Here is a 22,922-nt window from a genome sequence, read left to right on the forward strand (position 1 = left end):
AGCTGTGGATAACTGTCACGATGTTGTTACGGATTCGGCTTAACCAATCCCCGAGATATTGTGGAAACTCAGGGCTTGTCAGAGTTTTAACACGATATATAGTTAAGTTAAGGCCGGGGCGGGTGTTCCCCGCTCTGATGTCAAAAACGGGCAGAGCAGAGCGAGGAGCGATTCTGATATGGATGGAGACTTCAGGACCGAATTTGTCAGGGAACCCGGTGCGCTTAAGCATCATCCGGCATTGGTTTTGAACGCCGACTATCGCCCCTTGTCTTACTACCCGCTTTCCCTGTGGCCGTGGCAAGAGGCGATCAAGGCGGCCTGGCTGGACAGGGTGGACATCGTGGCGGAATACGACGAGGTCGTCCGAAGCCCGAGTACCGAGATACGAATACCCTCGGTCGTTGTACTCAAAGACTATGTAAAACCCAGAAAGCGCGTGGCCTTCACGCGCTTTAATTTATTTCTAAGGGACGAATTCCGTTGCCAGTACTGCGGCAGCCGTGGAGACCTGACCTTTGATCACGTGGTTCCGCGCGCTGCGGGTGGTGTCACAAGCTGGCAGAATGTGGTGGCGGCATGCAGCCCGTGCAACTTGAAAAAGGGGTCGAAGTCTCTGCGCCAAGCAGGCATGACGCTGCGCAAGCCACCGCGCCAGCCCGATGCTGAGGCGCTGAGGAATATCGGGCGCAAGTTCCCGCCGAACCACCTGCACGACAGCTGGATCGACTTCCTGTACTGGGATGCGGAACTGGACGAGTTCTAACCGCGACTACGCCACGCGGCGAGCCAGACCAACATAAGGCCGCCCGAGATTACGGCGTTCCAACCGGCCATGGACAGCCCGAACATCTCCCACGGGATCTCATCGCAGCGCACCAATGGAGCAGACATGATCTGATCCATCAGTTCCTGCGTTGACAGTCCGCCAATATCGCCGGAGGTACAGCTGGAGGGGCCTTCCCACCACTTCAACTCGACCCCGGCGTGGAAAACGCCGATCGCCGCCGTCGTCAGCGCCGCCAGAGCGCCAAGCAAAGGCAATAGGTTCACACGCGGCAAAGCCAGCGCCAATGCGCCGATCACGACAGCGGCACCGTGCGGATAACGCTGCCAGATGCACATTTTGCAAGGCGCCATGCCTCCGAGATGCTGAAACCCCCACGCCCCCAGCAGCATGGCCGCGGATCCGCCTGCGGCAATCAGGACCAGAGTGTTTTTTCGTATCATAGGTATTTCACCACTAGGAAACCGCCAAACAGTAGGATGATGAACAGGGTGAACATCAGGCCCAGCCGTTTTTCGATGAAGTCACGGATAGGCTCACCAAACTTCCAAAGCAGACCAGCCACAAGGAAAAACCGAAGGGCGCGGGCCAGTATGGATGTTGCGATGAACGTTCCTAACGGCATGCCGGTCCAGCCAGACATGATCGTTATGACCTTGTAAGGGAACGGTGTTACGCCTGCCGCCAGCACAGCCCAGAACCCGAAGTCGTTGAAACGGGTGTTGAACTCTTCCATGGCATGCGCCTTGCCCATGGATTCCAGGATCGGTTGCCCGAGGCTTTCGTAGAAGAACGCACCGATAGCATAGCCCAGCAATCCGCCAAGGACCGATGCGACCAACGCAACCGTTGCGATCAACCATGCGCGCGATGGACGGGCAAGGATCATGGGAATCATCAAGACATCGGGGGGAATCGGAAAGAACGAGCTTTCGATAAAAGCCACGACGGCCAATGCCCAAAGAGCATGAGGATGTTCGGCCAGACGAATGGTCCAGTCATAGAGCGATCGCAACATAAGGTGCTAAAATCCCGTTTAATCGTTGCTCAAGCCAAACCATGCGCCCGGTAGGGCGTCAACCGCTGGCGTAAAAACATTCTGGAATTGGGTTGTTTTTTGCCTCTGGACCTTCCCGGCTATGAAGGCTAATCCAGTGTTCGTGGCCCAAGTGGCGGAATGGTAGACGCAGGGGATTCAAAATCCCCCGATGGTAACATCGTGAGAGTTCGAGTCTCTCCTTGGGCACCACCACAAAAACATGCGCGAACTCGCTGTGCGATCACGGATCGCGCCTCAAACTCAGCCAAATCAGGAAGCCGATATAGGCAAATACGCTGAGGTTCAGTATTGTGTCAGTGAATTGGCCGGTCATGTCCGGTCCTCTCGGGCTAGGCTTTTGAATAGGCAGATCACGAGGATAGGTACGATAAAAACAAACGCCATTGCTGACAGCGCAATGATCGACCTGACCAGTCCGATGTCTCCGACCAAAATCATCGCGAGTCCCAATGCGCCCAGAATGACGCCCCATATCGTTCGCACACGGGGCGAGGGGTTTTCGTCTCCGCCCGTTCCGATCATGGCGAGCGTGAAACCTGCGCTTACGACGCTGGTCACCACAAAAAGGAAAGCGGCCACGATGGTCGCGATTTGTGTCACTCCGCCAAGTGGGAATTTGGTGAGCAGGGCAAAAGTTGTGGCGTCCAGGTTATCGGAATTGATGGCCGACAAGGCCCCGTCCTGTCGAAGCGCATCATAGAAACCCAGGCCACCAAATATTCCGAACCATAGGATCGAGAACAGGGTAGGTGCGACTATCACTCCGATCAGGAATTCACGAATGGTGCGCCCGCGCGAAATGCGGGCGATGAAGATACCGACGAACGGGGACCATGCCATCCACCAGATCATGTAGTTCAGCGTCCAGCCGTGAAACCAGTCGATCAGGAGGTCATCAAAGAACTCCGCTGTGGAAAACCCGGCGGGCAGGACGCCGAAGAAATAACGCCCGAATCCTGAAACGATGCCATCCATCAGAAAGGACGTTGGGCCGAGGACTAGAAGATAGACCATCATTGCAACGGCGATCAGCATGGCTGCGTTTGACAGACGGGACATCCCCTCGCCAAGGTCGCGTCGCAAGGGGATGATGAACGCCACGCAAAGTGCTGCAAATACGGGAATAGTCAGCACTCCGGGTGACTCTACTCCGATCAACCCCGCCAATCCGGTCTGAATCTGAAACACACCCATCGCCATCGAGCCAGCCAAACCAACGGCAATTGCAACAATCGAAAGCAGGTCGAAAATCCACCCCATGGTCTTGGTCCAGCGCGCCTCGCCAAGTGCGTCGGTCAATGGCGCGCTCAACAACAGCGTGCGGTGTCGGCGATAGGCGAAATAGGCAATGACCAACCCGACGATTCCGTAGATGGCCCAGGCGTGGAAGCCCCAGTTCAAATAGGTTACAAACAGGGCATGGCTGGCGGCCATGGGATCTGGGCTGTATTGGCGCAATACTTCGAAATGGGTCAGTGGCTCGGCCGCGCCATAAAACAAAAGACCAACGCCCATGCCTGCAGCAAAGAGCATGGCAATCCAGGCTGGGGTCGAAAATTCGGGCTCGGCACCATCGGGCCCCAACCGGACGTCGCCAAACCGCGACAAAGCCAAGTAGAGGGCCGCGAAAAGCACAGCGCTGACTTCCAGCATGATGAACCAGCCGCGGCTATTGAACTGGATGGCCACCGCCCTTGCGGCAAGCCTTCCCAGCCCATGCGGGTCGGCGATACCCCAAGCGGCTATCGCCGCGCTGAGCGCGAGGGCAATCACAAGGAGCGGGCTGGGTGAGGTGCGCTTCATCAATGACGACCCTTTATGGCATGCGGTATATTTCTTCTTGGTGCTCAGGGCTTACCCAAGACATTCCAATTTTTAGATAACAGTAAATGGTGGATGGCTGACTTTCAAAGCTTTGTTCCGGCAAGGCGTAGCCCCCTTGTGGTGTTTCAGGGGGAAAAATCCCAAAAGCCCCTCAGATTTGCGGCTCTGGCCCGTTCCTGGGCCCGCAGGGGTTGACAAGTGGAGTGTCTGAATGAAACGTCGAAGGTGTTGGGAGATTTTGGAAATTCAGTCGCTTGTACCTGTTGCAAGACGGGTGCGCTTGGCGTACCGGCGGGTCCCGGATGGGACCGCTAGCAGTCTCCCATCCGCAAAAAGAAGTGGGAGTTCTCAAAAATGAAAAACAGCAGCAAGCTTAGCCTCGGCGCGGTCGTCACCGCAGCCCTTATGGCTCCGGCAGCGTATGCAGAAGAGTTTATTACGATCGGCACTGGTGGTGTGACCGGCGTGTATTACCCGACGGGTGGCGCGATCTGTCGTCTGGTCAACAAAGGCCGCAAAGAGCACGGCGTTCGCTGCTCGGTCGAGTCCACGGGTGGTTCGGTGTACAACATCAACACCATCCGCGAAGGCGAGCTGGAGTTCGGCGTTGCACAGTCCGACTGGCAGTACCACGCGTATAACGGCAGCTCGAAATTTGAAGAGGCTGGACCCTTCGAAAACCTGCGCGCCGTATTCTCGGTACACCCTGAACCGTTTACCGTCGTTGCCCGTGCCGATTCCGGTATCGCCAACTTCGAGGACCTGAAGGGCAAGCGCGTCAACATCGGCAACCCCGGTTCCGGTCAGCGCGGCACCATGGAGGTTCTGCTGGGCGAGATGGGCTGGACAACCGACGATTTCGAGCTGGCGACCGAGCTGAAAGCGGCCGAACAGTCCGCAGCTCTGTGCGACAACCAGATCGATGCGATGGTCTACACCGTAGGTCACCCCTCGGGGTCGATTCAGGAAGCCACCACGGCTTGTGACTCGGTCCTGGTGAACGTCAGCGGCGACGCGGTGGACAAGCTGGTCAACGACAACTCGTTCTACCGCACCGCAACCATCCCCGGTGGCATGTACCGTGGTTCGGACGGCGACACCGCAACCTTTGGTGTTGGCGCGACCTTCGTGACCTCGGCTGACGTGTCGGAAGATGCGGTTTACGCGGTTGTCAGCTCAGTCTTCGAAAACTTCGATGACTTCAAAAAGCTGCACCCGGCATTTGCCAACCTCAAGCCCGAAGAAATGATTGCAGACGGCCTGTCGGCTCCGCTGCATCCGGGTGCCGAGAAGTACTACAAAGAAAAAGGCTGGGTTCAGTAAGCCAGACCTACAGCAGGGTGCCCACGGGCGCCCTGCATCAAACCCGTAGGAAAACGGGTGTTTCAGAAGGCCGAAAACGGCCGCGACGGGGAGACATTTCATGAGTTCCGACACACAATCCAATCGTCCGCTATCCGAAGAAGAGCTACAAGAACTTGTAGCCTCGTCCGATGCGGGTGGGCGTAATCCGGTCGGTAATGTCGGGGTTTTTCTGGCCGTTGTGGCGGCGACATGGTCGGTCTTTCAGGTCGTGCTGGCCTCGCCGTTGGCAAACTATGTGCTGCCCGGCAGCGTTGTTAACAATGCGCGGCAGTTTCATCTGGCCTTCGCGATGTTCCTGGCCTTTGCAGCCTATCCTGCGCTGAAAACCAGCCCGCGCGACTATATCCCGGTTCAGGACTGGATCATGGGGCTGTTGGGCGCGTTTGTCGCGCTTTACGGCTATTTCTTCTACCAAAAGATCGTCGATGCGGGCGGTCTTGCCGATGATACGGACAAGTGGGTTGCCTTGGTCGGTCTGCTTCTATTGTTCGAGGCCGCGCGGCGTGCGCTTGGCCCGGCGATGGCGATCATCGCGACGATATTCTTGGCTTATGTGTTCTTCGGCTCTTCGGAATGGGTGCCCGAAGTTATCCGCTGGAAGGGCGCAAGCCTGAAAAAGGCAATGAGTCATATGTGGATCACGTCCGAGGGTGTGTTTGGTATCGCGCTCGGCGTCTCTACGAAATTCGTGTTCCTGTTCGTGCTGTTCGGGGCGTTGCTGGATAAGGCCGGGGCGGGGAATTACTTCATCAAGATGGCCTTCGGTGCCCTGGGGCACCTGCGTGGCGGTCCGGCCAAGGCTGCGGTTGTGGGTTCAGCTGCAACCGGTCTGATCTCGGGCTCGTCGATCGCCAACGTTGTCACCACCGGGACGTTCACTATTCCGCTGATGAAGCGTGTTGGCTTTTCCAGCGAGCAGGCCGGATCGGTCGAGGTGGCCTCGTCTGTGAACGGTCAGATCATGCCGCCGGTCATGGGCGCTGCGGCCTTCCTGATGGTTGAATACGTGGGCATTTCGTATGTCGAGGTGATCACTCACGCCTTCCTGCCTGCCGCGATCTCATACATCGCGCTGGTTTATATCGTGCATCTTGAGGCGGTGAAGCGGAACATGCCAACTCTGGGCAACCGCGAAGTGCATCTGGCGCGAACGGTCGTAGGCATGCTGTCCTTCTTTGTGGTCTTTGCTGGTCTCTGCTACGGGTCGCAATTCCCGGTCGAAGCGGTGACAAGCTGGGCGCCCTCGGCGGCAGGTCTGGTTCTCAGCCTTATCGTCTGCGCAGTTTATGTGGTGCTGCTGTACTTGGCCGCGCAAGTGCCTGATCTGGAACCCGATGATCCAAACGCCAAAGAAGTTGAACTGCCGGTCATCGCCGACATCTATAAGGCCGGTCTGCACTATTTGCTGCCGATCATCGTGCTGGTTTACTTCCTTATGATCGAACAGAAATCCCCGGGTCTGTCGGCCTTCTGGGCCACTGCGCTGCTGTTTGTGATCCTGTTGACGCAAAAGCCTCTCAAGGCGCTGTTTCGTGGGCAGAGCAACCTGAACGCCAGCTTTATCGACGGTGTAGCGGACCTGTGGCAAGGCCTGATTGACGGCGCGCGCAACATGATCGGGATTGCCTTGGCAACCGCAACCGCGGGCGTGATTGTGGGCACTGTGACCCTGACCGGTGTTGGTCAGGTTATGGCTGATCTGGTTGAGTTCCTGTCAGGCGGAAACCTGATCCTGATGCTGATCATGGTCGGTATCCTCAGCCTGATCCTTGGGATGGGCCTTCCGACCACGGCGAACTATATCGTGGTCAGCTCGCTGATGGCCGGAGTTGTAGTTGAGCTTGGCGCGCAGAGCGGGTTGATCGTACCGCTGATCGCTGTGCACTTGTTCGTGTTCTACTTCGGGATCATGGCTGACGTGACGCCTCCGGTTGGATTGGCAAGTTTCGCCGCTGCCGCTGTATCGGGTGGTGATGCAATCAAAACCGGGTTCACCGCGTTCTTCTACAGCCTGCGGACGGTTGCGTTGCCATTCGTGTTCATCTTCAACACCGATCTACTGCTGATCGACGTGACGTGGGTTGAGGGGATAACTGTCGCGATATTCGCAACAATAGCCATCCTTGTCTTCACTGCGGGAACAATGGGCTATTTCCTGACCCATAGCCGTATCTACGAAAGCATCGCGCTGATCTTCGTGGCCTTTGCGCTGTTCCGGCCGGACTTTTTCATGGACCGGGTATCTCCGCCCTATGAGTCCGTTGAACCAGCAGCCTTTGTTGAGACGATCGGACAAACGCCGCCCGGGACAGAAGTGCGCCTTGTGATTAGCGGGCCGGACTTTGACACTCTGGAAATGACCGACACGACCGTTGTGGTCGCCGTCGGCAGCGAAGAAGGCGGAGAGGCCCGCGTGGATGCAATGGGTCTGCTGCTGCTGGAAGAAGACGGTTTGATCAAAGTGGAAGAACCACTTTTCGGCACTCCGGTTGCCGATGAGTTGGACATCTTCGACTATTATGGCGATGAGGCCGTGCGCCTGACCTCGGTCAGCCTGCCGTCCAGCCAGCCGCCCAAGCAACTGATCTATATCCCTGCGCTGATCCTGTTGGGTCTGATCGCCTTCCTCCAACGCGGTCGAGCCGCAAGACAAGAGGTGCCCGCATGACAAACTCAGTTCTTTGTGCTGTCGATATCAGCAACGGCGATCTGGACTTGAATGTTCTGAAAACGGCAGCAGCGTTGGCTGATCAGGACAACGCGCAGTTGGATGTGGTGACAGTGCTGCCCGATTTCGGGGAAAGCTGGGTTTCGGGCTTTTTCCAACCGGACTTTCACGAAAAGGCGTTGGAAGAGGCGCATTCGAAACTCACTGAGTTGTGCGAGTCGGCGCTAGGCGCAGAGCGGAACGAGAAAATCCGTCACGTCGTGGCCACCGGCACGGCGTATCAGGAAATTCTGAAAACCGCCGAAAGCGCAAATAGTGACTTGATTGTGATCGGTGCGCATAAACCGGATCTCAAAGATTATCTGCTTGGCCCGAACGCAGCGCGAGTGGTCCGGCATTCTTCGGTCTCGGTCTACGTGGTGCGCTAAAGCTAGTAGCCTGTCATCTCAAGGTATCCGCGGCCTGTATGGCTGCCGGATACTGTAACAGGCCCCTCCCAGTATTCGAACCGAGTGGCCATCCATGCGTCAGGTGTGATGGCTGAAACCTCGACGTCCAAATTTCGATCAGGCAATGTGACCCGCCATTGCACCGGAACATCCCGCCCGGCAACACGTTCGGTATCCAGCGGTGCGAAGGTCGCGGCCCCGTCGGGCAGGGGGGTTGCGGTTCCGTCCGGGGTGATCCACGTGGCTGCCGTGAAATCTCCTCGCCTGCCGCGCAGGCGAAAGGCCATTAACTTGTCACCATCATCGAAACTCAACGAAAACCAATCCCAGCCGCTTTGATCGTCGGCCAAGGGTTGCGAGGACCATTCGCGGTCCAGCCAACCCTGCCCAGTGACTTTGACATCGCCATCAGGCAAATGCAGCACGCCTTCGGCGGTATAAAACGGCTGAGAATAGTAATAGCTGGCTTGGCCATCTGCGGATTTGACCGAATATCCAGCGTCGCCGTGAAACACAAACGGGCCTTGGGCGTTGAGCGTCAGATTGTACGAAAAGTCGGCTCCGCTTGCGGTCAAGGTCACGGCATTGGGATCAGGTCCACGCATTGTCCATTCGTCAATCCAGGCCTCGAACGGCTCGGCTGTGACCCCGGCCTGACCGATCCCGCCGCGTGAAAGGCGCTCGGCAAAGTAGTGTTTTTCTGGAGTTGTCACTGCGGCGTGCCCCAACCACAGTTGAGGGCTCTGCCAACCTTCGGTCTCGGTCGGTTTCAGGGCGGACCGGAACAGGGTCCATTGTATGCCATAGTCGCGCCCATCTTCGCCGGACAGATTGGCGGTCAGATACCACCATTCGATCCGGTAAGTCGGATGGGGGCCATGGTCCTTGGGGAATTCGAACTGGTATCCCGGTTTTGGGATGGCGAATCCTTCGGCCGATCCGCCCAGACCGGCGTACCCCTGTGCGCGAAGGGCCGGGGGCAATAATAAGAGCAGAACGATCAGCCAGATTTTAACGTTCATTGGCAAACACCCTTAGCAGGTCGGCGGGCGGCAGGCGCAAGAGGCGCAGAGCGGGCAAGGCGGCAGCGACAAAGGCGGCCAGCAAGGTCAGTGCGAAAAGATAGGCCCAGTCCAAAGGGAACAGGAACATCGGCAATCGCCAGCCGAATGCCTGCACGTTGATCACCGCCAAAAGCGCCCAAGCCAGAACTAGCCCGAGTGGCAGAGCCAAAACTGCCGTCAGCGCGGCCAGCAGCAAACTGCGCAGCAACTCTAGACGTGCCAGTTGTGCCCGCGTCAGCCCAAGCGCCCAGACCGGAGCAATCTGCGGCAGTCGCTGGGTCCAAAGCGTCAGCAGGCTGGTCAGGATGGCAAACCCTGCGACGCCCAGGGTCAAAACGTTCAGCGCCGAAGTGATCACAAAGGTTTTGTCGAAAATTGCCAGAGATTGCGCCTTCATAGCGGCCTGATGCACGACAGACTGGCGGGGTAGGTCAAACTGATTTCGCAAAGCCTGAGCCATTTCGGTCGCGCGCTCTAGCGCGATGCGAATGCCAAATCTGCGTGTTTCGGCACCCGGTGAAATCTGATCCAGTTGCGACATTGACACGATCGCCTGACCGGTCGGATTGCCGTAGTCGGAATACACACCCGCGATAGACAGAGTGTGATCTGTGTTCAGGGTCAGTGTGTCACCGGGCCACAGGTCGGATCGCCGGGCAAGCTGTTCGTTGATTAGTACAGCCTCTCCTGCCAGTACCCGGTCCCAGACGCCTTCAGAAGAGGCGATGATCGGCCAGTGATCACGGTAAGTTTGATGGTCCACAACTCCGTACAAAAACAGCGGTCCGGTATCGTGCGCCAGCTCAACACTGCGGATGGGCAAAACAGCGTCCACTTTGGGTTCCAGCCATTGGGCGATTTGCACACCCTGTTGGTTGTCGGTTGCGGTCACATACAGCTCGGATGTCAGGCGCTGATCCAGCCAGCCAACAAAGGTGAGGCGAAAGCTTGAAACCATTGTACCCACACCGATATTTGCTGCCAAAGCAAGCAGAAGTGCCATCAGGGCCAGGGACAAGCCAGGCAATTGAGCGCGCATATCGGCCCATACCCATTGAGCAACGGGCGTTCTCGCTCGGGTTTCGAAAGCGGACAAAGCAAGGGATAGCAGATAGGGCAGGATCAGCGCGGCGCCGGTCAGTATTCCGCCCACCATCGCAAATCCGGCGAACAGCCCCTCGAACGCGAAGCCGATGACTAGGCCGCCGATGATCAAGGCCATCCCGACAAGCCCGGAAAAACGTTGCCCCTTGCCGGACCCGCGCCATGATTGCAATCCGGCCCCGGTCAGCAGTGGCATAAGGGACAGTCGGACCAGAGCTTGACCACTGGCAAGCAGCGTGCCGCCCAAAGCCATTGCAAGCCCTGCCAAAATCCACTGCGGTTGCAGCGACAACTGGCCGTCGACGGGCGCACCATACAGACCGCGCAGCGTGGCGGCGACATCCGGCAAAAGGATTCCGGCCAACAGAAAACCAAGAACCAGCCCGATCAGGCCGCCGATCAGGGCCAGCAAGGCCAGTTCCATGGTGACAATCCAGACCAGACGCCGCATCGAAACACCCAGTGCCCGCAGGGTTCGGATCATTGCGCGACGCTGAGCAAAAGCGAGCCCAACTGTGCCGTGAACAATGAACAAACCAACCGCAAACGATAGCAAGCCAAAGGCTGTCAGGTTCAGGTGAAAACTGTCGGTTAACTGCGCGGTATCCAGTTGTTCCGCAGCCTCGACCAGTTCCAGCTCGGGCGCAATTTTGGATAGCTGAGGTATGCCGCGTGGCTGAGATGGCAATACCATCAACCGAGTGATCTGTCCCGGTTTGTCAAATAGGGTCTCGGCCACTCCGATATCGGTCAGGACCAGGTCGGGGGGAACCACAGTGGATGTCAGAACCGGGGGCAGGTCGTTTTGCCCCTCCAATATCCGGGCTAATTCGGGCGCGGCCATAAGACGACCGGGCGCGGTCAACATGGCCGCTGGGTCCGGGGGCGCTTCGCTTTGTTCAATCTGAGTCACGGCGGGCAGAGGAGGATAGGCGACCATGTCGACGCCCATGATCTGCACAGTACCACCTGCCACGCGCAGCGGTCCCTCCAGCACTGCCGCCACCTGCCAACCCGCGCGGCGCAGTGAAACATAGCGTTCAATCGAGATTGGACCAGAGGGATCACGTAACGCGTCAAACAAACCCAAAGCAAGTTGATCACTGGCACGCTGATAGCTGGCACGGGCCTCGGTATTGATGGCTTGGACGGCGGACCACAGCCCTGTTGCCAAGGCGATGCCGATCAGCAGCGTGACCAATTGCAACCAATGCCGCCACCAGTGTGACAAAAGGGCCTGTATGATCGCACTGTTCATCCGATGTGACCGCCAGCCAAATGCGCCTGCCGGTCAAGCCGCGCCGCAATATCGTGTGAGTGTGTGACCAGCAGAAGGGCCGCACCGGTTTCTGCGACTAGTGAAAGCATCAAGTCCAGCACAGTGGCGCTTGCTGTTTCATCCAGATTTCCTGTCGGCTCATCCGCAAGCAGAAGCTTAGGTCGCGGTGCCATGGCGCGCCCGATGGCAACACGTTGCTGTTGGCCGCCAGACAGGTTTTCCGGGTAGCGGCTCAGCAGGTCGGATAAACCAAGCCTTTCGGCCAGTTGGGCTGTCCATTCGGTGTCCTCACGGTTTGCAAGCCGTGCGTGGAACGACAGGTTTTGGGCAACCGTCAGCGAGGGGATCAGGTTGAACTGCTGAAATACCATCGACACGCTTTGACGGCGCAACGCGGCACGACCGCGATCGTCCAGCCCGGACAGGGCCGTTCCGTCCACAGTGATCTCGCCTCTGTCAAAGCTGTCGAGCGCGGCGGCAAGGTTCAAAAGCGTGCTTTTGCCGCTGCCGCTTTCGCCGGTCAGGGCCAGCGTCTGTCCGTGGTCCAATCTCAGCGAAACGTCCCGCAGAACCGGCCGCCCACCCGGATAGGATTTCTGGACCTTTTCTATATTCAGCAGCATTCAAAACCCCTTGGATGGTGCCTGCAACAATGTGCAACGCCAACCGCCAGAGTCCAGCACCCAGCCGCATCCGTTTCCATTCGTCGCAGCCTTGTCCTTTGTCGGCTAAGCCGCCATTGTGGCACGACTTCTTTAGTCCGGGGCAGGAATTCATGACATTAGCGCAGCAGATTGTTTGGGGCAGCGTCTATCTCGGCATTTGCTTTCTGATCGAGATTATCCTTCTGACGTGGTGCACGCAGATGATCCGGCGAATGTCTTTGCGGTTGGAAAACAGCAAGCGGTTCGTCTCAATCGCCGCGCCGATTTGTATCGCGTTGGGTTTCATCGTTGCGATTCATACCTTTCAGGTCTGGCTTTGGGCGATCGTCTGGGTGCTTGGGGACGTCCTGCCTGATTGGAACTCGGCACTCTATTTTTCGTTGGTGACATTCACCACGCTTGGCTATGGCGACATCGTTCTGGGTGAGCCGCTACGCATTTTCGGAGCATTTGCCTCGGTCACCGGGCTGCTGGCCTTTGGTCTTTCGACCGCCTTCATGGTTGCTCTGATGACGCAGGTGTTCAAAGAAGAGCTGATGTCCTAGAGGATCGGCGCAAACAACCGTGCCAAGGGTGACCCGAACCGGATGTAAGCCGGTTGCTCAGACAAGTTGCGGGTCAGCTCATAGCTGTTTTTGAAATCGGCGCTTAGCATTTTGTCCACGGCCTCGGCTGCACGCGTGTCAAAAAACAGCGCCATTGCTTCGAAATTCAACCGGAAGGATCGGTTGTCCAGATTCGTGGTGCCCACGGCCGCCAGAGTGTCGTCGACCACAAAGACCTTTTGATGCATGAAGCCGTCGGTATACCGAAATATCCGTGCGCCGCAGTCTCGAATTTCGTCGAAATAGGCAAAGCCCGCCAGCCAGGGCAGGCGGTGGTCGATCACATCTGGCACTAGAATACGCACGTCCACACCACGCAGGGCCGCGTGTTGCAGTGCAGTAATGATGTCGATGTCCGGCACAAAGTACGGGGATGCGATCCAAACCCGCTCTCTCGCTTCGGTGATAGCAGCAAAAAACATCATTGCGCCGGTTTCTGTGTCATCCCCTGGTCCCGTTGCCACAAGCAACGCGTTCATATCCTGGTCAGACACCGATCCGGCCCAGTCCAACTTGTCGATCAGGTCAACTCCATGCGCCCAGTTCCAATCCTCGACGAATATCAGTTGTAGTTGCCGCACCACATGGCCGGTCATTTCGATATGCGTGTCGCGCCAGTGTCCGAAATATTCGCTTTGCCCCAGATACTCGACGCCGACGTTGTGCCCGCCGATAAAACCGATCTCTCCATCAATGATGACGGTCTTGCGGTGGTTGCGGTAATTGAGTTGAAAACGATATTGCGGACCCCGCCGATCACGAGGGTTTGCGATCTCGACCCCCACAGCGCGTAAGTCGTCCAGATAAGACGTTGGAAGGCCATAGCTGCCCACGGCATCGGTCATGAAGCGGACCGACACGCCGCGATTGGCAGCTGCAATCATCTTGTCTTTTAGTTGTTTACCCAACTTGTCGTCGCGCACGATGTAGAACTGGATCAAGACATAGTTTTGCGCCTTATCGATGGCTTGGAAGATGGCGTCGAACGTGGCCTGCCCATCGATCAGCAATTTTGCCCCATTGCCACGAGAAACCGGTAAATGAGCCAATGCCTCGAATGGTCGGGGGTTGAATGGCATGGAGCCGGGTTCGGGCATCGAAAAGTCTGCAAAGCTCTTGATCCCTTCAACCACACGTTCGCTGTGCTTTCGCGCAATGCGATACCCGCGAAAGCGGTGGTGACCCAGAAACAGATACATCGGCACGCCGAACATCGGGGCCGAGATCAGGAACACCACCCATCCAACAGCGCCTTGAGGTGTGCGCGCGGTTTGTGCCGCCCGGATCGCAAAGACAACGGCCGTCACGTACAGGAAGAAGACGGCCGCGGAAACAAGTAATGTCCACATGGGGTTATCGGTCTCTGAGTGTCTTAGTCACCGCCAGTGTAGATGCGTTCCCAGTCTTGCGCCATATCAACGATTATCCAGCCTTTTCCCGGACCTTTGTCCAGCCCATCGACCAGTTTTCCAATAGGGCTTTCCCGATCATAGGCCCATTCACGTTCGGCATCTGTGTGGTGAACCAGAATGCCCAAACGCGGCCCATGCCCTGCGGTTGTCCATTCCAGCATGGCGAAATCCCCGTCCGAGTTACCGCCCGCAATAATGGGCCGTCGGCCAATGGTGCGTTCGATGTTGATTGGTTTACCTTCCTTGTCGTCCACAAAGGCGATACCAGGGGCTTTGAGGATGGTTGGTGTGCCATCGGCTGTCTCATAGGTCGTGCCAGTATAGGTTCCCAGAACCTGTTCGGGTGGGATGCCATAGGCGTCTTCGGCAAACACGCGCATGAAATGCAGGCCGCCGCCCGAAACGATGTATGTCCGAAACCCCTCATCCCTGAGATAGCGTAGAAGTTCCACCATCGGCTGATAAGTCATCTGGTCATAAGCTAGACCAGTGTCAGGGTGGCGGGCTGTGCTTAACCATTTGGCGACCGAGGCTTGAAATTCTTCCACGCTAAGCCCGGAATGCGAGGCGTTCAGAACCTCGATCAAGGCATCATGACCGCCCACCAGGATGGATTTCAAATCACCTTGTGCCGCTGCTTCCAATGTTGGGGTAGACAAGATCGAGGGGTCAGCCGCCGCCATTTCGGCCAAGCGATCCATCGCGAAGGTCAGTTGGAAATAGACGGGCTGTTCGGCCCAAAGGGTTCCGTCGTTGTCGAAGACCGCAATTCGCTCTGCAGGCGTCACATATTCGGCGCTGAGTGGGTCGGTAACTGCCTCAACGAAGGTTATAATCCGGCCTTTGGAATCCGAAGTCGCCCAACTGGGCAATGGATCTGCGGATACAACAATCGGAGCCATGAAAACGACGGCGGACAGAAGAGCGGCTTTCATGAGAAATTCCTTTTTGGCAATCTGTAAAGGGCCGCTGTTTAACCAGCGGCCCTTCGTTGTTGCAGGGATCAGTTATTGGTGGGTGAGGCCAGTTTCTCCATCACCTGATCCAGGTTAAAACTGGCTGCCTTCTGACGAGGCGGGAATTCCTGGAATGTTTCAAGGAAAGACCCAACATACTGCTGCGCAGGAACAAGGAAGTATGCGCGATCCAGTAGCCAATCATAGTAGGTGTTGGACGTCCGATAGGCGCGCTCATAGGGGTCGCGACGCAGGTTCACGATCAGCGGAATACGAAGCTCGGTCCAGGGTTCGATCCAGGCGCGCAGGGTTGCCCATGCTTTCTGCTCAAGGAAAATTAGTTTCCAATCGTCAAAGCGCAGCGCTGTCAGGTCGCCATCATCCGAGAAATAGAAGATTTCGCGGCGGGGGCTTTCAGTCGCTTCACCCGTCAAAAGTGGCAGGATATTGTAGCCGTCCAGATGAACCTTGTATTCACGGCCCATACCCGACGAGCTATAGCCCGCTTTCAGTTTTTCCTTGATGTCGGGATCACCAGCGACGGCCAGATAAGTTGGCAACCAGTCCATGTGGTGCACGATTTCGTTGGTAACCGAACCGGCCTCGATCTGGCCGGGCCAACGTACCATCGACGGAACGCGCCATCCGCCTTCCCAGTTGGTGTTTTTCTCACCCCAGAACGGTGTCGCGGCGGCATCCGGCCACGTGTTCATGTGCGGGCCGTTGTCTGTGGAATAGTGCACGATGGTGTTGTCAGCGATGCCAAGCTCGTCCAGCAGGTCGAGCAATTGCCCCACATGCATGTCGTGTTCAATCATGCCAGCCGTGTATTCATCGGCGACACGACCGGCGATCTCATTCGCTTGGGCGCGCATTTCATCCTTTACATGCGTACGGAAGTGCATGCGTGTGCCGTTCCACCAGACATAGAAGGGTTGGCCTTGCTCATGCGCACGTTGGATAAAGTCGATCGCTGCAGCGACGGTTTCGTCGTCTACCGTCTCCATACGCTTGCGTGTCAACGGACCGGTGTCTTCGATCGTGCCATCAGCTTTGGACTTGATCACGCCGCGCGGGCCATAGGCTTCGCGGAAGGTTCGGCCATCAGCAAGAACAGCGTCTCCGGGATAGTCTTCGTTTTCCGGCTCTTCCTCGGCGTTCAGGTGGTAAAGATTGCCAAAAAACTCGTCGAATCCGTGGTTTGTCGGAAGGTGTTCATCTTTGTCACCCAAATGGTTTTTACCAAATTGACCGGTAACGTAACCATGGTCCTTCAGTAGGCCCGCAATGGTTGGATCTTCGACTTGCATACCCAGATCGGCACCGGGAAGGCCGACTTTGGAAAGGCCCGTCCGGAACACTGACTGCCCCATGATGTAGGACGAGCGGCCTGCGGTACAGGATTGTTCACCATAATAGTCGGTGAAGATCATGCCTTCCTTCGCGACGCGGTCGATGTTGGGTGTCTGATAACCCATCAGCCCCATTGTGTAGGCCGAGATGTTTGACTGCCCGATATCGTCACCCCAGATGACCAGGATATTGGGTTTCTGTTCCTGCGCCCACGCGGGAATTGCCAACGCAACGGCGACAGTTGCCACAGCAACGCGGCGTATAGTGGTTCGCCAACTGTCTGCAATCGAACGAGGTGGTGACATGATGTGCTCCTGATCTGAAAAGGGTCCTGAAAACCCGGAAGTTTGTTTTTGTTAGGTGGCTGGCAAATCAGCCAATAAGCTTCCTAAAAATCTGTCGAATTCTGAACGGTGAGGTTTCACTGTTCCGGGAATCGAACACGCGTAGCTTATGGTATCAGTGGGATTGAAAACTCATCATATGATGATATTGAAAAATACTAATGTTTGACAAAGCGAATAATTTGAAGCTCTTGCGAGAGAGCGGGTGGTTCAGCAAACGTTCCGAGGTTTTTCGGCGTGATTTGCTGGAATGCGGTGTCGCAAAAAATTTTGAAGCTTGGGAAACCCTGTATCACCATGGAGACCCAGCGAACGGGATATTTGCCGTCGTAAATGGTGGCGTACAGATTACGGCTCCGGCGGATGACGGCCAAGAGTTTGTTTTGCATCGCGAAGGTGCAGGTTTCTGGATCGGGGATTTGGCATTGTTCGCCGATGCTCCACGGCTTGTCAGCGTGGTGACGACGCAAGAGACACAAGCCTTGTTTTTTCCGAATACACGGATTGCCAAGTTGGTGAAGGCAAATCCTCAGTATATTCGAGACTTTTATGCACTCACCCAAGAGAACATGCAGACGGCCTTGCGCATAATGGCAAATTTGGCCGTTACCGGCAGTGAAAAAAGGCTTGTATTGCGTCTGCTCCACCTGGACGAAGGAACCTCAAAAAGTGACGGCTGGATCGTGGTTAGCCAAGAAGAATTGGCCGAAATGATCGCTGTTTCACAACCGACGTTACATCGCAGTTTGCATCATCTTGCGGATTTGGGTTTGATCGAGCTTGGATATGGGCGGGTGCGATTGAAAGACAGACAAGCACTGATCGCCAACTGCCAGACCTGACCGTCAGGGGTTCAGCGATGGAAGCGCCCGGGGTGGTTTTCTGGGTGAACTTGCCAAGCTAGCCAAGGCCGAGATCGCCGCGGACCAGTCTGGTGTTTTTCCAGCGCAATCAGTAGTGTAACGCGATGATCCAATCTTAATCAACTGCGCCTCAAGGTCACTTGAATCCTGTGGATTACTGCTCCGTTTCTTCCACCTTTCAAGTGCGGAATAGGCACCTGAAAGGTCTTGCGCTCTCAGTGCGCGGCGTAATTGTGCAAGGGCATATTCAGGCGACGTTTGATAGGCTTTTTGCCGGACGTCGATCCATGCTTGATAGCGGGGCAATCCCCACCGCGCAAAAGCCAAAGCGACCAATGCCAACAGCCCGCCCCAAAAAACGTAACCAACCAGCTTTTCTGTTGACGGAGGGCCGGGCATGGGTGCGTTAAGCGTTAGGTCCACGGCGTCGACCTCAGCGGTTTCGATCGAGTTGGCCGACAGGTTGTACCATTGGAAGGATATTGCCGAAAGCTGCGTTTGGCCGCCATCTTGTGCAAGATAGGTGGTTTCGTCGACCCGCTGCCCAGAAAGAACACCTCGATCCTCTGTTTCGGTCAATCGGGGTTCCTTTGGATAAGATCGCAACAGAGAATCCTGATTTTCCGCAATAAGTTCGGGTATCAGGATCGCGCTTGTGCCGGAAATTCGCGCCGTTAACCGCCGCGTGATGGCATCTCCGGCCTGCAATTCGGTCGAGCCCTCGATTTCCTGTTCCAGCTCAAACTGCGTGGCGATGATCAGGGGATCCAGATCAGCCGCAGCATCAGGGACCACCGCGTTGATCGTAATCGGAGATAACGGGACCGACACCTGAACCGGATCATTCGTGTCAGGGTTGGCATACGTGACGGTCATTTCTGTAGTGCCGAGTTCGAGCGGCCCATCGGTCAAAGGGTAGATGCGATAGCGACGTTGGACGCCAGACCAGGTTTCGCCGTCCACGGGCTCACTAACGGGGCCGGAGGCGCGTTCGGGCAGGCGCACCAGGACGTTTTCCTGCTCCAGCGACGGAAAAACAGGGGGCGATGGCATGAAGGTCGGCACCAGTACCTTGATAAGCACCGAGGCCGGTTGTCCAACGATTACGTCCTCGGTTGGCGCGTCGACTGTGACCAGTGGTTGGATCGCTGCATTGCCTTGCGCGAACACTAGGCCGGGCAGCAACATTAGCAGGAGAAACAGGATGTGCCTCATTGCTGTTTCTCCTGGTTTTCCAACAAGAACCGATTTCGCAGAAAATCCTGCATGTCCGTGTCGATGGCGCTGATCCACTGATCGGCGGGCAGGGGTTTGGTCCCCTCGGCTGGGGCCTGAATGGTTATATTTTCACCTCGCCCGGCTTCGTTGTCGAACACTATGTCGTCCGCACCGATCCCGGCTTCTTCACCGGTGTCTGACTGTTCGCGAGTTGCTTCGACGTAATCCAGAATGGCGGTGGCAACTTCAAGATTGTGTTGTGCTTCCGCCCAGTTGGGACGCCGTTCCAAAGCAGTGTCGAATGCGTTTATGGCAGGTCGATACTCTCGGTTACGGATACGCGCCATGCCTTCGGCAAAAGCCGCTTCTGGAGTATTGAGTTCCGCAAAGATCGCCGCAGCCTCAGGGTACTGCCCAGCTTTCAAGCGCGCGTACCCTTCGTGGTATGGGTCCTCGAACAGTTCCGCGGCATCAGAAAACCGTTTTTGGTTCATGGCGATCTGACCTTGTTGATCCGGTGTCAGAAACCAACCCCGCCAACCTTCCGCCTTGGCCGGGCCTGCGGGTTGCGTAACGAACAATCCCAGCAACGCCCACCTGATGACCCAACCCCGTCTGAACCAAAGTAAGGACAGCAGGGCCGCGGGCCAGGCCAGAACCCACCCTTTGTCCTGCCAGTCGAGCCTGTCATCATCATCCAGCGCATCGACATAGGCTGTTTGGATTTGCCGCAAAAGCCGAGTGACATCCTGATCGTCATTCGAAAACGCAACGACGCCTGCATTCTTCAGGCTGTTCAACTGAACAATTTCTTGGCTGTCAGGGAGCATTGTCAGAAAGAAGATTTGTGAGGATGCGTTCTCGAATTCCGGCATCTGGGAAGGATCGAGGTCGTCCAGCACAAACAACACGGCGCCCGGGGTTTCACTGTCGTCCAAAATACCTTGCGCCAATGTCAGAGCGTCCGCGGCGGCATCCCCTTGCGTGGGCATGACGGCGGGGGTCAATCCCTCCAGCAAAGGGCGAAGGATGTTTGCATCTTCCGTCAACGGTGCGACCCGGTGAGGTGAGCCTGCATATCCCAGCAACGCCGTTCGAGCCCCGGCTCGGGCGTTTATGATGTCTGTGATCTTGTATTTCGCACGCTCCAACCGTGACGGGGCTAGGTCAGCATCCTCCATGCTTTCTGTGACCTTGAGGGCGATTACCAAGGGCGCTGTGTCGGCAAGCAATGGGTTGGGCGCTCGGGACCAAGTCGGACCGGCTGCGGCGATTGCGATCAAAGCTGCTGCAAACATGGCGACGTCTATAGGATAAATCCGTCGGTCGTTTTCAGCACTGAGCATGAGTGCTTCTGCTAGATGAGGAGCAATGCCAGAAGGAACGGTAGCTTTCCGCGAACGTTTGGGGCGAAGCACCCACAGTAAACCCGCAATGGGAATTAAAAACAACAAGTAAGGTGCTCTAATAAAATGAAACTCTGCCACCGCGTCGATCATACTGATCTCCTGCGGTGTTGGGCGACACGAAAACCCAGCGAACTGACTAGGACCAAAATCAGGGCGATCAACAGCGGGTAATGGGTCAGGCTTTCGCGCGGCCTGTAACTTTGAGTTTCGACGATTCTTGGATTTTGTTCGTCAATACGCTGATAGGTTTCGGTTAGCGCGGCCTCGTCATTGGCAAAGAAGTACTGGCCGCCGGTTCGATCCGCTATGGACTTCAACGCGTCGAGATCCACTCGATCCTCGCCAGTGGCATCGGGATCACCGACGCCGATGGTGTATATGACAACGCCTTTGTCGGCGGCAATCGCCGCTGCGTTGGTTGGGGTCATGCGGCTGGACGTGTCGGCACCGTCGCTCAGCAGGATCATGAGACGTTGTTCAACCTCGCTGGATTCAAATGTCCGAATGCCGAGGCCAATCGCATCGCCCAATGCTGTGTTTGGGCCGGCCATCCCCACTTCAGTTTGATCCAGGAAGCCATTCAAACTATTCAAATCTTCGGTGAACGGGGCCTGAACAAAAGCGCGTGTACCGAAAATGATCAACGCCATTCGATCGCCCTGACGCTCGGCGATGAAAGTGCGCAGGACATCCTTGACGGCAGCCAGTCGCTGCTTGGGCGTGCCATCTGTCGATCGGAAATCGCGTTGATCCATCGAGCCCGAAATATCCAGCGCCAGAACGACGTCCCGCGCCGACTTTTCGACAATGATCGGATCCGCCAGTTTTTCTGGACGAGCCAACGCGGCCACGAGCAACAACCAGATCAGAATGACCACGAGGGTCTGCAGCGTAGACCGTCGTGAAATGACGGACCCGGACTTCGGCTCGGCTCTCGCCGCTTGTGCGACATGTCGGAAGAATGGGATGCGAACTGAACTTGTTTGTTCTCGATGAGCAGGTGCGAGCCACCACACCAGCAGCGGCAACGGGAGAAGAAGAAATGCCCAAGGGAATGCGAAAGAGATCATTTTCGCCTCCCCAGTGGTCTATGGGTATTGATCCACACCCGCGCCAAATGCGCTATGTCTGGACTTGGACCAACATTCTTATACGGAGCTTCGTTTAGCAGCTGAGAGTGAGCGTCAGTAAATTTAATATTATCAGAGGAATGCTGCAGAAAGTTGATCCATTCTTGCCCGTGAAGACCGGCGACTTGCGCGCGCGGATACGCAGCAAGTGCGGTGCGACGCAGGATATCTGCGATTTTGGCAATATCGTTGCCTGCGGCATCTAATTCGACAAGCGCCGCGCGTCGATACGCGTTGTGTCGTCTGTGTCTTAAGTACACATAAACTCCGCACGAGATAGCGGCAGCCAGAACTGCCGCCAAAAACAACCATCCCGAGGTCTGCGGCGTCATGGGTATGGGCTGCGGTACAGGGGCCGGAACGAGCATGTCCAGCAATTCAACAAGAGATTTGCCCTCTGTATCAATGCTCATGCGCGACCCCCGATGTGGCCGAACTGCTTTAACAATTGGTCCAATGCCGGTTCTTCGGTGGTCATCGGGACAATCGGAAATCCATAGCGTTTTGACCATTGCTGCAACAGCGCCAGTCGACCTTCCATTGCCACCATGATGCGGTCGGACAAACCGGGGTCCGAGCTGTCCAGTTCGATTTGTTTGGCTCCATCTGAAACCGTCAGTTTCACGCCTGGGGTAAGCTGGCGCGAGCTTGGGTCGAAGATGTTAAACAAAATTAGATCATTAGAGCGGGCCAAGCGGCTTAGAATGCGCTCAGATGCTTCATCCAGACCGTCAAAATCCGAAAACACACAGACCAGAGCGTTGGTGTGCGTGATGCGGGCTGCCTGTTCCAGGATGTCGTTCAGCGCAACTGTTGGCGTGGGACGAAGTGAGGCCTTCAGGCTGCAGTTCAAGGCAGCAACGGAAGACAGAAACCGGGTCAGGGCAGCAGGGCGGCGTTGAGGGCGGTGTTCGGCCAAATCAGTGTCGCCAAAGACAATCCCGCCGACCCGGTCGCCTTGCCCCAGAATGCGATGGGCTGCGATTGCGGCAGATTCCGCAGCGATGACGGATTTCATGTAAACTTTGGTTCCAAAAAACATCGAAATCCGCTGGTCGACCAACAGCAGGGCAGGGCGATCCCTTTCTTCGGTGTAGACCCTAACATGGGGCTCTCCGGTCCGAGCCGTCACTTTCCAGTCGATTGTGCGGATGTCATCGCCGGGAAGGTATGTGCGCAGCTCTTCGAAGTTCAGACCCCGCCCACGCAAACGCGACGCATGGCGACCGTTCAGGATCGAGCGTGCGGGTTGTTTGGGTAAAAGGCTGAGAACGCGCGATCTGGCCCCTAGCCGCAGGAGATGCTCGGCATCCACATGAATGCGCGGGTCATCGGAATATGTGGCAGTCTGGGCCACGAAGCTCTCT

20 protein-coding genes and 1 tRNA gene are annotated in these 22,922 nt (G+C 56.5%); 7 read left to right on the forward strand and 14 right to left on the reverse strand.

Annotated features, from left to right (window positions below):
- Nucleotides 1-178: 178 nt before the first annotated feature.
- Complete coding sequence (locus ACR0LN_RS05150; RefSeq protein WP_480428185.1) at nucleotides 179-766, forward strand: HNH endonuclease; 588 nt, start codon at nucleotides 179-181, stop codon at nucleotides 764-766.
- Here the strand turns inward: ACR0LN_RS05150 and ACR0LN_RS05155 are convergent.
- Entirely contained in the window at nucleotides 763-1,230 is a 468-nt protein-coding gene (locus tag ACR0LN_RS05155; RefSeq protein WP_480428187.1) for a disulfide bond formation protein B, read from the reverse strand. The two genes, ACR0LN_RS05150 and ACR0LN_RS05155, sit on opposite strands and share 4 nt — an antisense overlap.
- Nucleotides 1,227-1,805, reverse strand: a complete 579-nt coding sequence (locus ACR0LN_RS05160) for a YqaA family protein (protein WP_480428188.1) — start codon at nucleotides 1,803-1,805, stop codon at nucleotides 1,227-1,229. The genes ACR0LN_RS05155 and ACR0LN_RS05160 overlap by 4 nt, the downstream gene beginning before the upstream one ends.
- A 145-nt stretch (nucleotides 1,806-1,950) precedes the next feature.
- On the opposite strand from ACR0LN_RS05160, the gene ACR0LN_RS05165 reads away from it, so the two are divergent.
- Nucleotides 1,951-2,036 (forward strand) — tRNA-Leu (locus ACR0LN_RS05165).
- Nucleotides 2,037-2,156: 120 nt separating this feature from the next.
- On the opposite strand, the gene ACR0LN_RS05170 is transcribed toward ACR0LN_RS05165, so the two are convergent.
- Nucleotides 2,157-3,650, reverse strand: coding sequence for a BCCT family transporter (locus tag ACR0LN_RS05170; protein ID WP_480428190.1), 1,494 nt, complete (start codon nucleotides 3,648-3,650; stop codon nucleotides 2,157-2,159).
- 375 nt (nucleotides 3,651-4,025) lie between these two features.
- Between ACR0LN_RS05170 and ACR0LN_RS05175 the strand changes: the two genes are divergently transcribed.
- From ACR0LN_RS05175 to ACR0LN_RS05185, 3 genes are all read left to right on the forward strand, one after another.
- Entirely contained in the window at nucleotides 4,026-4,994 is a 969-nt protein-coding gene (locus ACR0LN_RS05175; RefSeq protein WP_480428191.1) for a TAXI family TRAP transporter solute-binding subunit, read from the forward strand.
- A gap of 100 nt (nucleotides 4,995-5,094) precedes the next feature.
- Nucleotides 5,095-7,704, forward strand: coding sequence for a TRAP transporter permease (locus ACR0LN_RS05180; protein ID WP_480428192.1), 2,610 nt, complete (start codon nucleotides 5,095-5,097; stop codon nucleotides 7,702-7,704).
- A complete protein-coding gene (locus ACR0LN_RS05185) occupies nucleotides 7,701-8,132 on the forward strand; it encodes a universal stress protein (protein ID WP_480428193.1) in 432 nt (143 codons plus the stop codon). Before ACR0LN_RS05180 ends, ACR0LN_RS05185 begins: the two co-directional genes overlap by 4 nt.
- A 2-nt stretch (nucleotides 8,133-8,134) precedes the next feature.
- On the opposite strand, the gene ACR0LN_RS05190 is transcribed toward ACR0LN_RS05185, so the two are convergent.
- The 3 genes from ACR0LN_RS05190 to ACR0LN_RS05200 are packed head-to-tail and all read right to left on the reverse strand — an operon-like array spanning nucleotide 8,135 to nucleotide 12,223.
- On the reverse strand, nucleotides 8,135-9,175 hold the full coding sequence (locus tag ACR0LN_RS05190; RefSeq protein ID WP_480428194.1) for a lipocalin-like domain-containing protein: 1,041 nt from the start codon (nucleotides 9,173-9,175) through the stop codon (nucleotides 8,135-8,137).
- Nucleotides 9,165-11,579 (reverse strand): FtsX-like permease family protein, encoded by a 2,415-nt coding sequence (locus ACR0LN_RS05195; protein ID WP_480428195.1) that lies wholly within the window; start codon nucleotides 11,577-11,579, stop codon nucleotides 9,165-9,167. Before ACR0LN_RS05195 ends, ACR0LN_RS05190 begins: the two co-directional genes overlap by 11 nt.
- A complete protein-coding gene (locus ACR0LN_RS05200; RefSeq protein ID WP_480428196.1) occupies nucleotides 11,576-12,223 on the reverse strand; it encodes an ABC transporter ATP-binding protein in 648 nt (215 codons plus the stop codon). Before ACR0LN_RS05200 ends, ACR0LN_RS05195 begins: the two co-directional genes overlap by 4 nt.
- 152 nt (nucleotides 12,224-12,375) lie before the next feature.
- On the opposite strand from ACR0LN_RS05200, the gene ACR0LN_RS05205 reads away from it, so the two are divergent.
- Entirely contained in the window at nucleotides 12,376-12,810 is a 435-nt protein-coding gene (locus ACR0LN_RS05205; protein ID WP_480428197.1) for an ion channel, read from the forward strand.
- On the opposite strand, the gene cls is transcribed toward ACR0LN_RS05205, so the two are convergent.
- From cls to ACR0LN_RS05220, 3 genes are all read right to left on the reverse strand, one after another.
- Nucleotides 12,807-14,219, reverse strand: coding sequence for a cardiolipin synthase (gene cls / locus ACR0LN_RS05210; protein WP_480428199.1), 1,413 nt, complete (start codon nucleotides 14,217-14,219; stop codon nucleotides 12,807-12,809). The two genes, ACR0LN_RS05205 and cls, sit on opposite strands and share 4 nt — an antisense overlap.
- 23 nt (nucleotides 14,220-14,242) lie before the next feature.
- Nucleotides 14,243-15,217: an HAD family hydrolase gene (locus tag ACR0LN_RS05215; protein ID WP_480428200.1), complete on the reverse strand. Its 975-nt coding sequence runs from the start codon at nucleotides 15,215-15,217 to the stop codon at nucleotides 14,243-14,245.
- Between the two features lie 68 nt (nucleotides 15,218-15,285).
- Nucleotides 15,286-16,896, reverse strand: a complete 1,611-nt coding sequence (locus ACR0LN_RS05220; protein WP_480428202.1) for an arylsulfatase — start codon at nucleotides 16,894-16,896, stop codon at nucleotides 15,286-15,288.
- A 200-nt stretch (nucleotides 16,897-17,096) separates the two neighbouring features.
- Between ACR0LN_RS05220 and ACR0LN_RS05225 the strand changes: the two genes are divergently transcribed.
- Nucleotides 17,097-17,777, forward strand: a complete 681-nt coding sequence (locus ACR0LN_RS05225) for a Crp/Fnr family transcriptional regulator (protein ID WP_480428204.1) — start codon at nucleotides 17,097-17,099, stop codon at nucleotides 17,775-17,777.
- A gap of 3 nt (nucleotides 17,778-17,780) precedes the next feature.
- Here the strand turns inward: ACR0LN_RS05225 and ACR0LN_RS05230 are convergent, their stop codons facing one another.
- From ACR0LN_RS05230 to ACR0LN_RS05250, 5 genes are all read right to left on the reverse strand, one after another.
- Nucleotides 17,781-19,013 carry a hypothetical protein gene (locus ACR0LN_RS05230; RefSeq protein WP_480428206.1) on the reverse strand — a complete coding sequence of 411 codons (1,233 nt, stop codon included), beginning with the start codon at nucleotides 19,011-19,013 and terminating at the stop codon, nucleotides 17,781-17,783.
- Nucleotides 19,010-20,362 (reverse strand): VWA domain-containing protein, encoded by a 1,353-nt coding sequence (locus tag ACR0LN_RS05235; protein ID WP_480428207.1) that lies wholly within the window; start codon nucleotides 20,360-20,362, stop codon nucleotides 19,010-19,012. Before ACR0LN_RS05235 ends, ACR0LN_RS05230 begins: the two co-directional genes overlap by 4 nt.
- A gap of 149 nt (nucleotides 20,363-20,511) precedes the next feature.
- The gene (locus ACR0LN_RS05240) at nucleotides 20,512-21,303 is read right to left on the reverse strand and encodes a VWA domain-containing protein (RefSeq protein WP_480428208.1); all 792 of its coding nucleotides are present in this window, start codon (nucleotides 21,301-21,303) and stop codon (nucleotides 20,512-20,514) included.
- A gap of 188 nt (nucleotides 21,304-21,491) precedes the next feature.
- The gene (locus tag ACR0LN_RS05245; protein ID WP_480428209.1) at nucleotides 21,492-21,968 is read right to left on the reverse strand and encodes a DUF4381 domain-containing protein; all 477 of its coding nucleotides are present in this window, start codon (nucleotides 21,966-21,968) and stop codon (nucleotides 21,492-21,494) included.
- A complete protein-coding gene (locus tag ACR0LN_RS05250) occupies nucleotides 21,965-22,912 on the reverse strand; it encodes a DUF58 domain-containing protein (RefSeq protein ID WP_480428210.1) in 948 nt (315 codons plus the stop codon). The genes ACR0LN_RS05245 and ACR0LN_RS05250 overlap by 4 nt, the downstream gene beginning before the upstream one ends.
- Nucleotides 22,913-22,922: the final 10 nt, after the last annotated feature.

The sequence above is a fragment of the Ruegeria sp. AA6 genome (genome assembly GCF_056542865.1).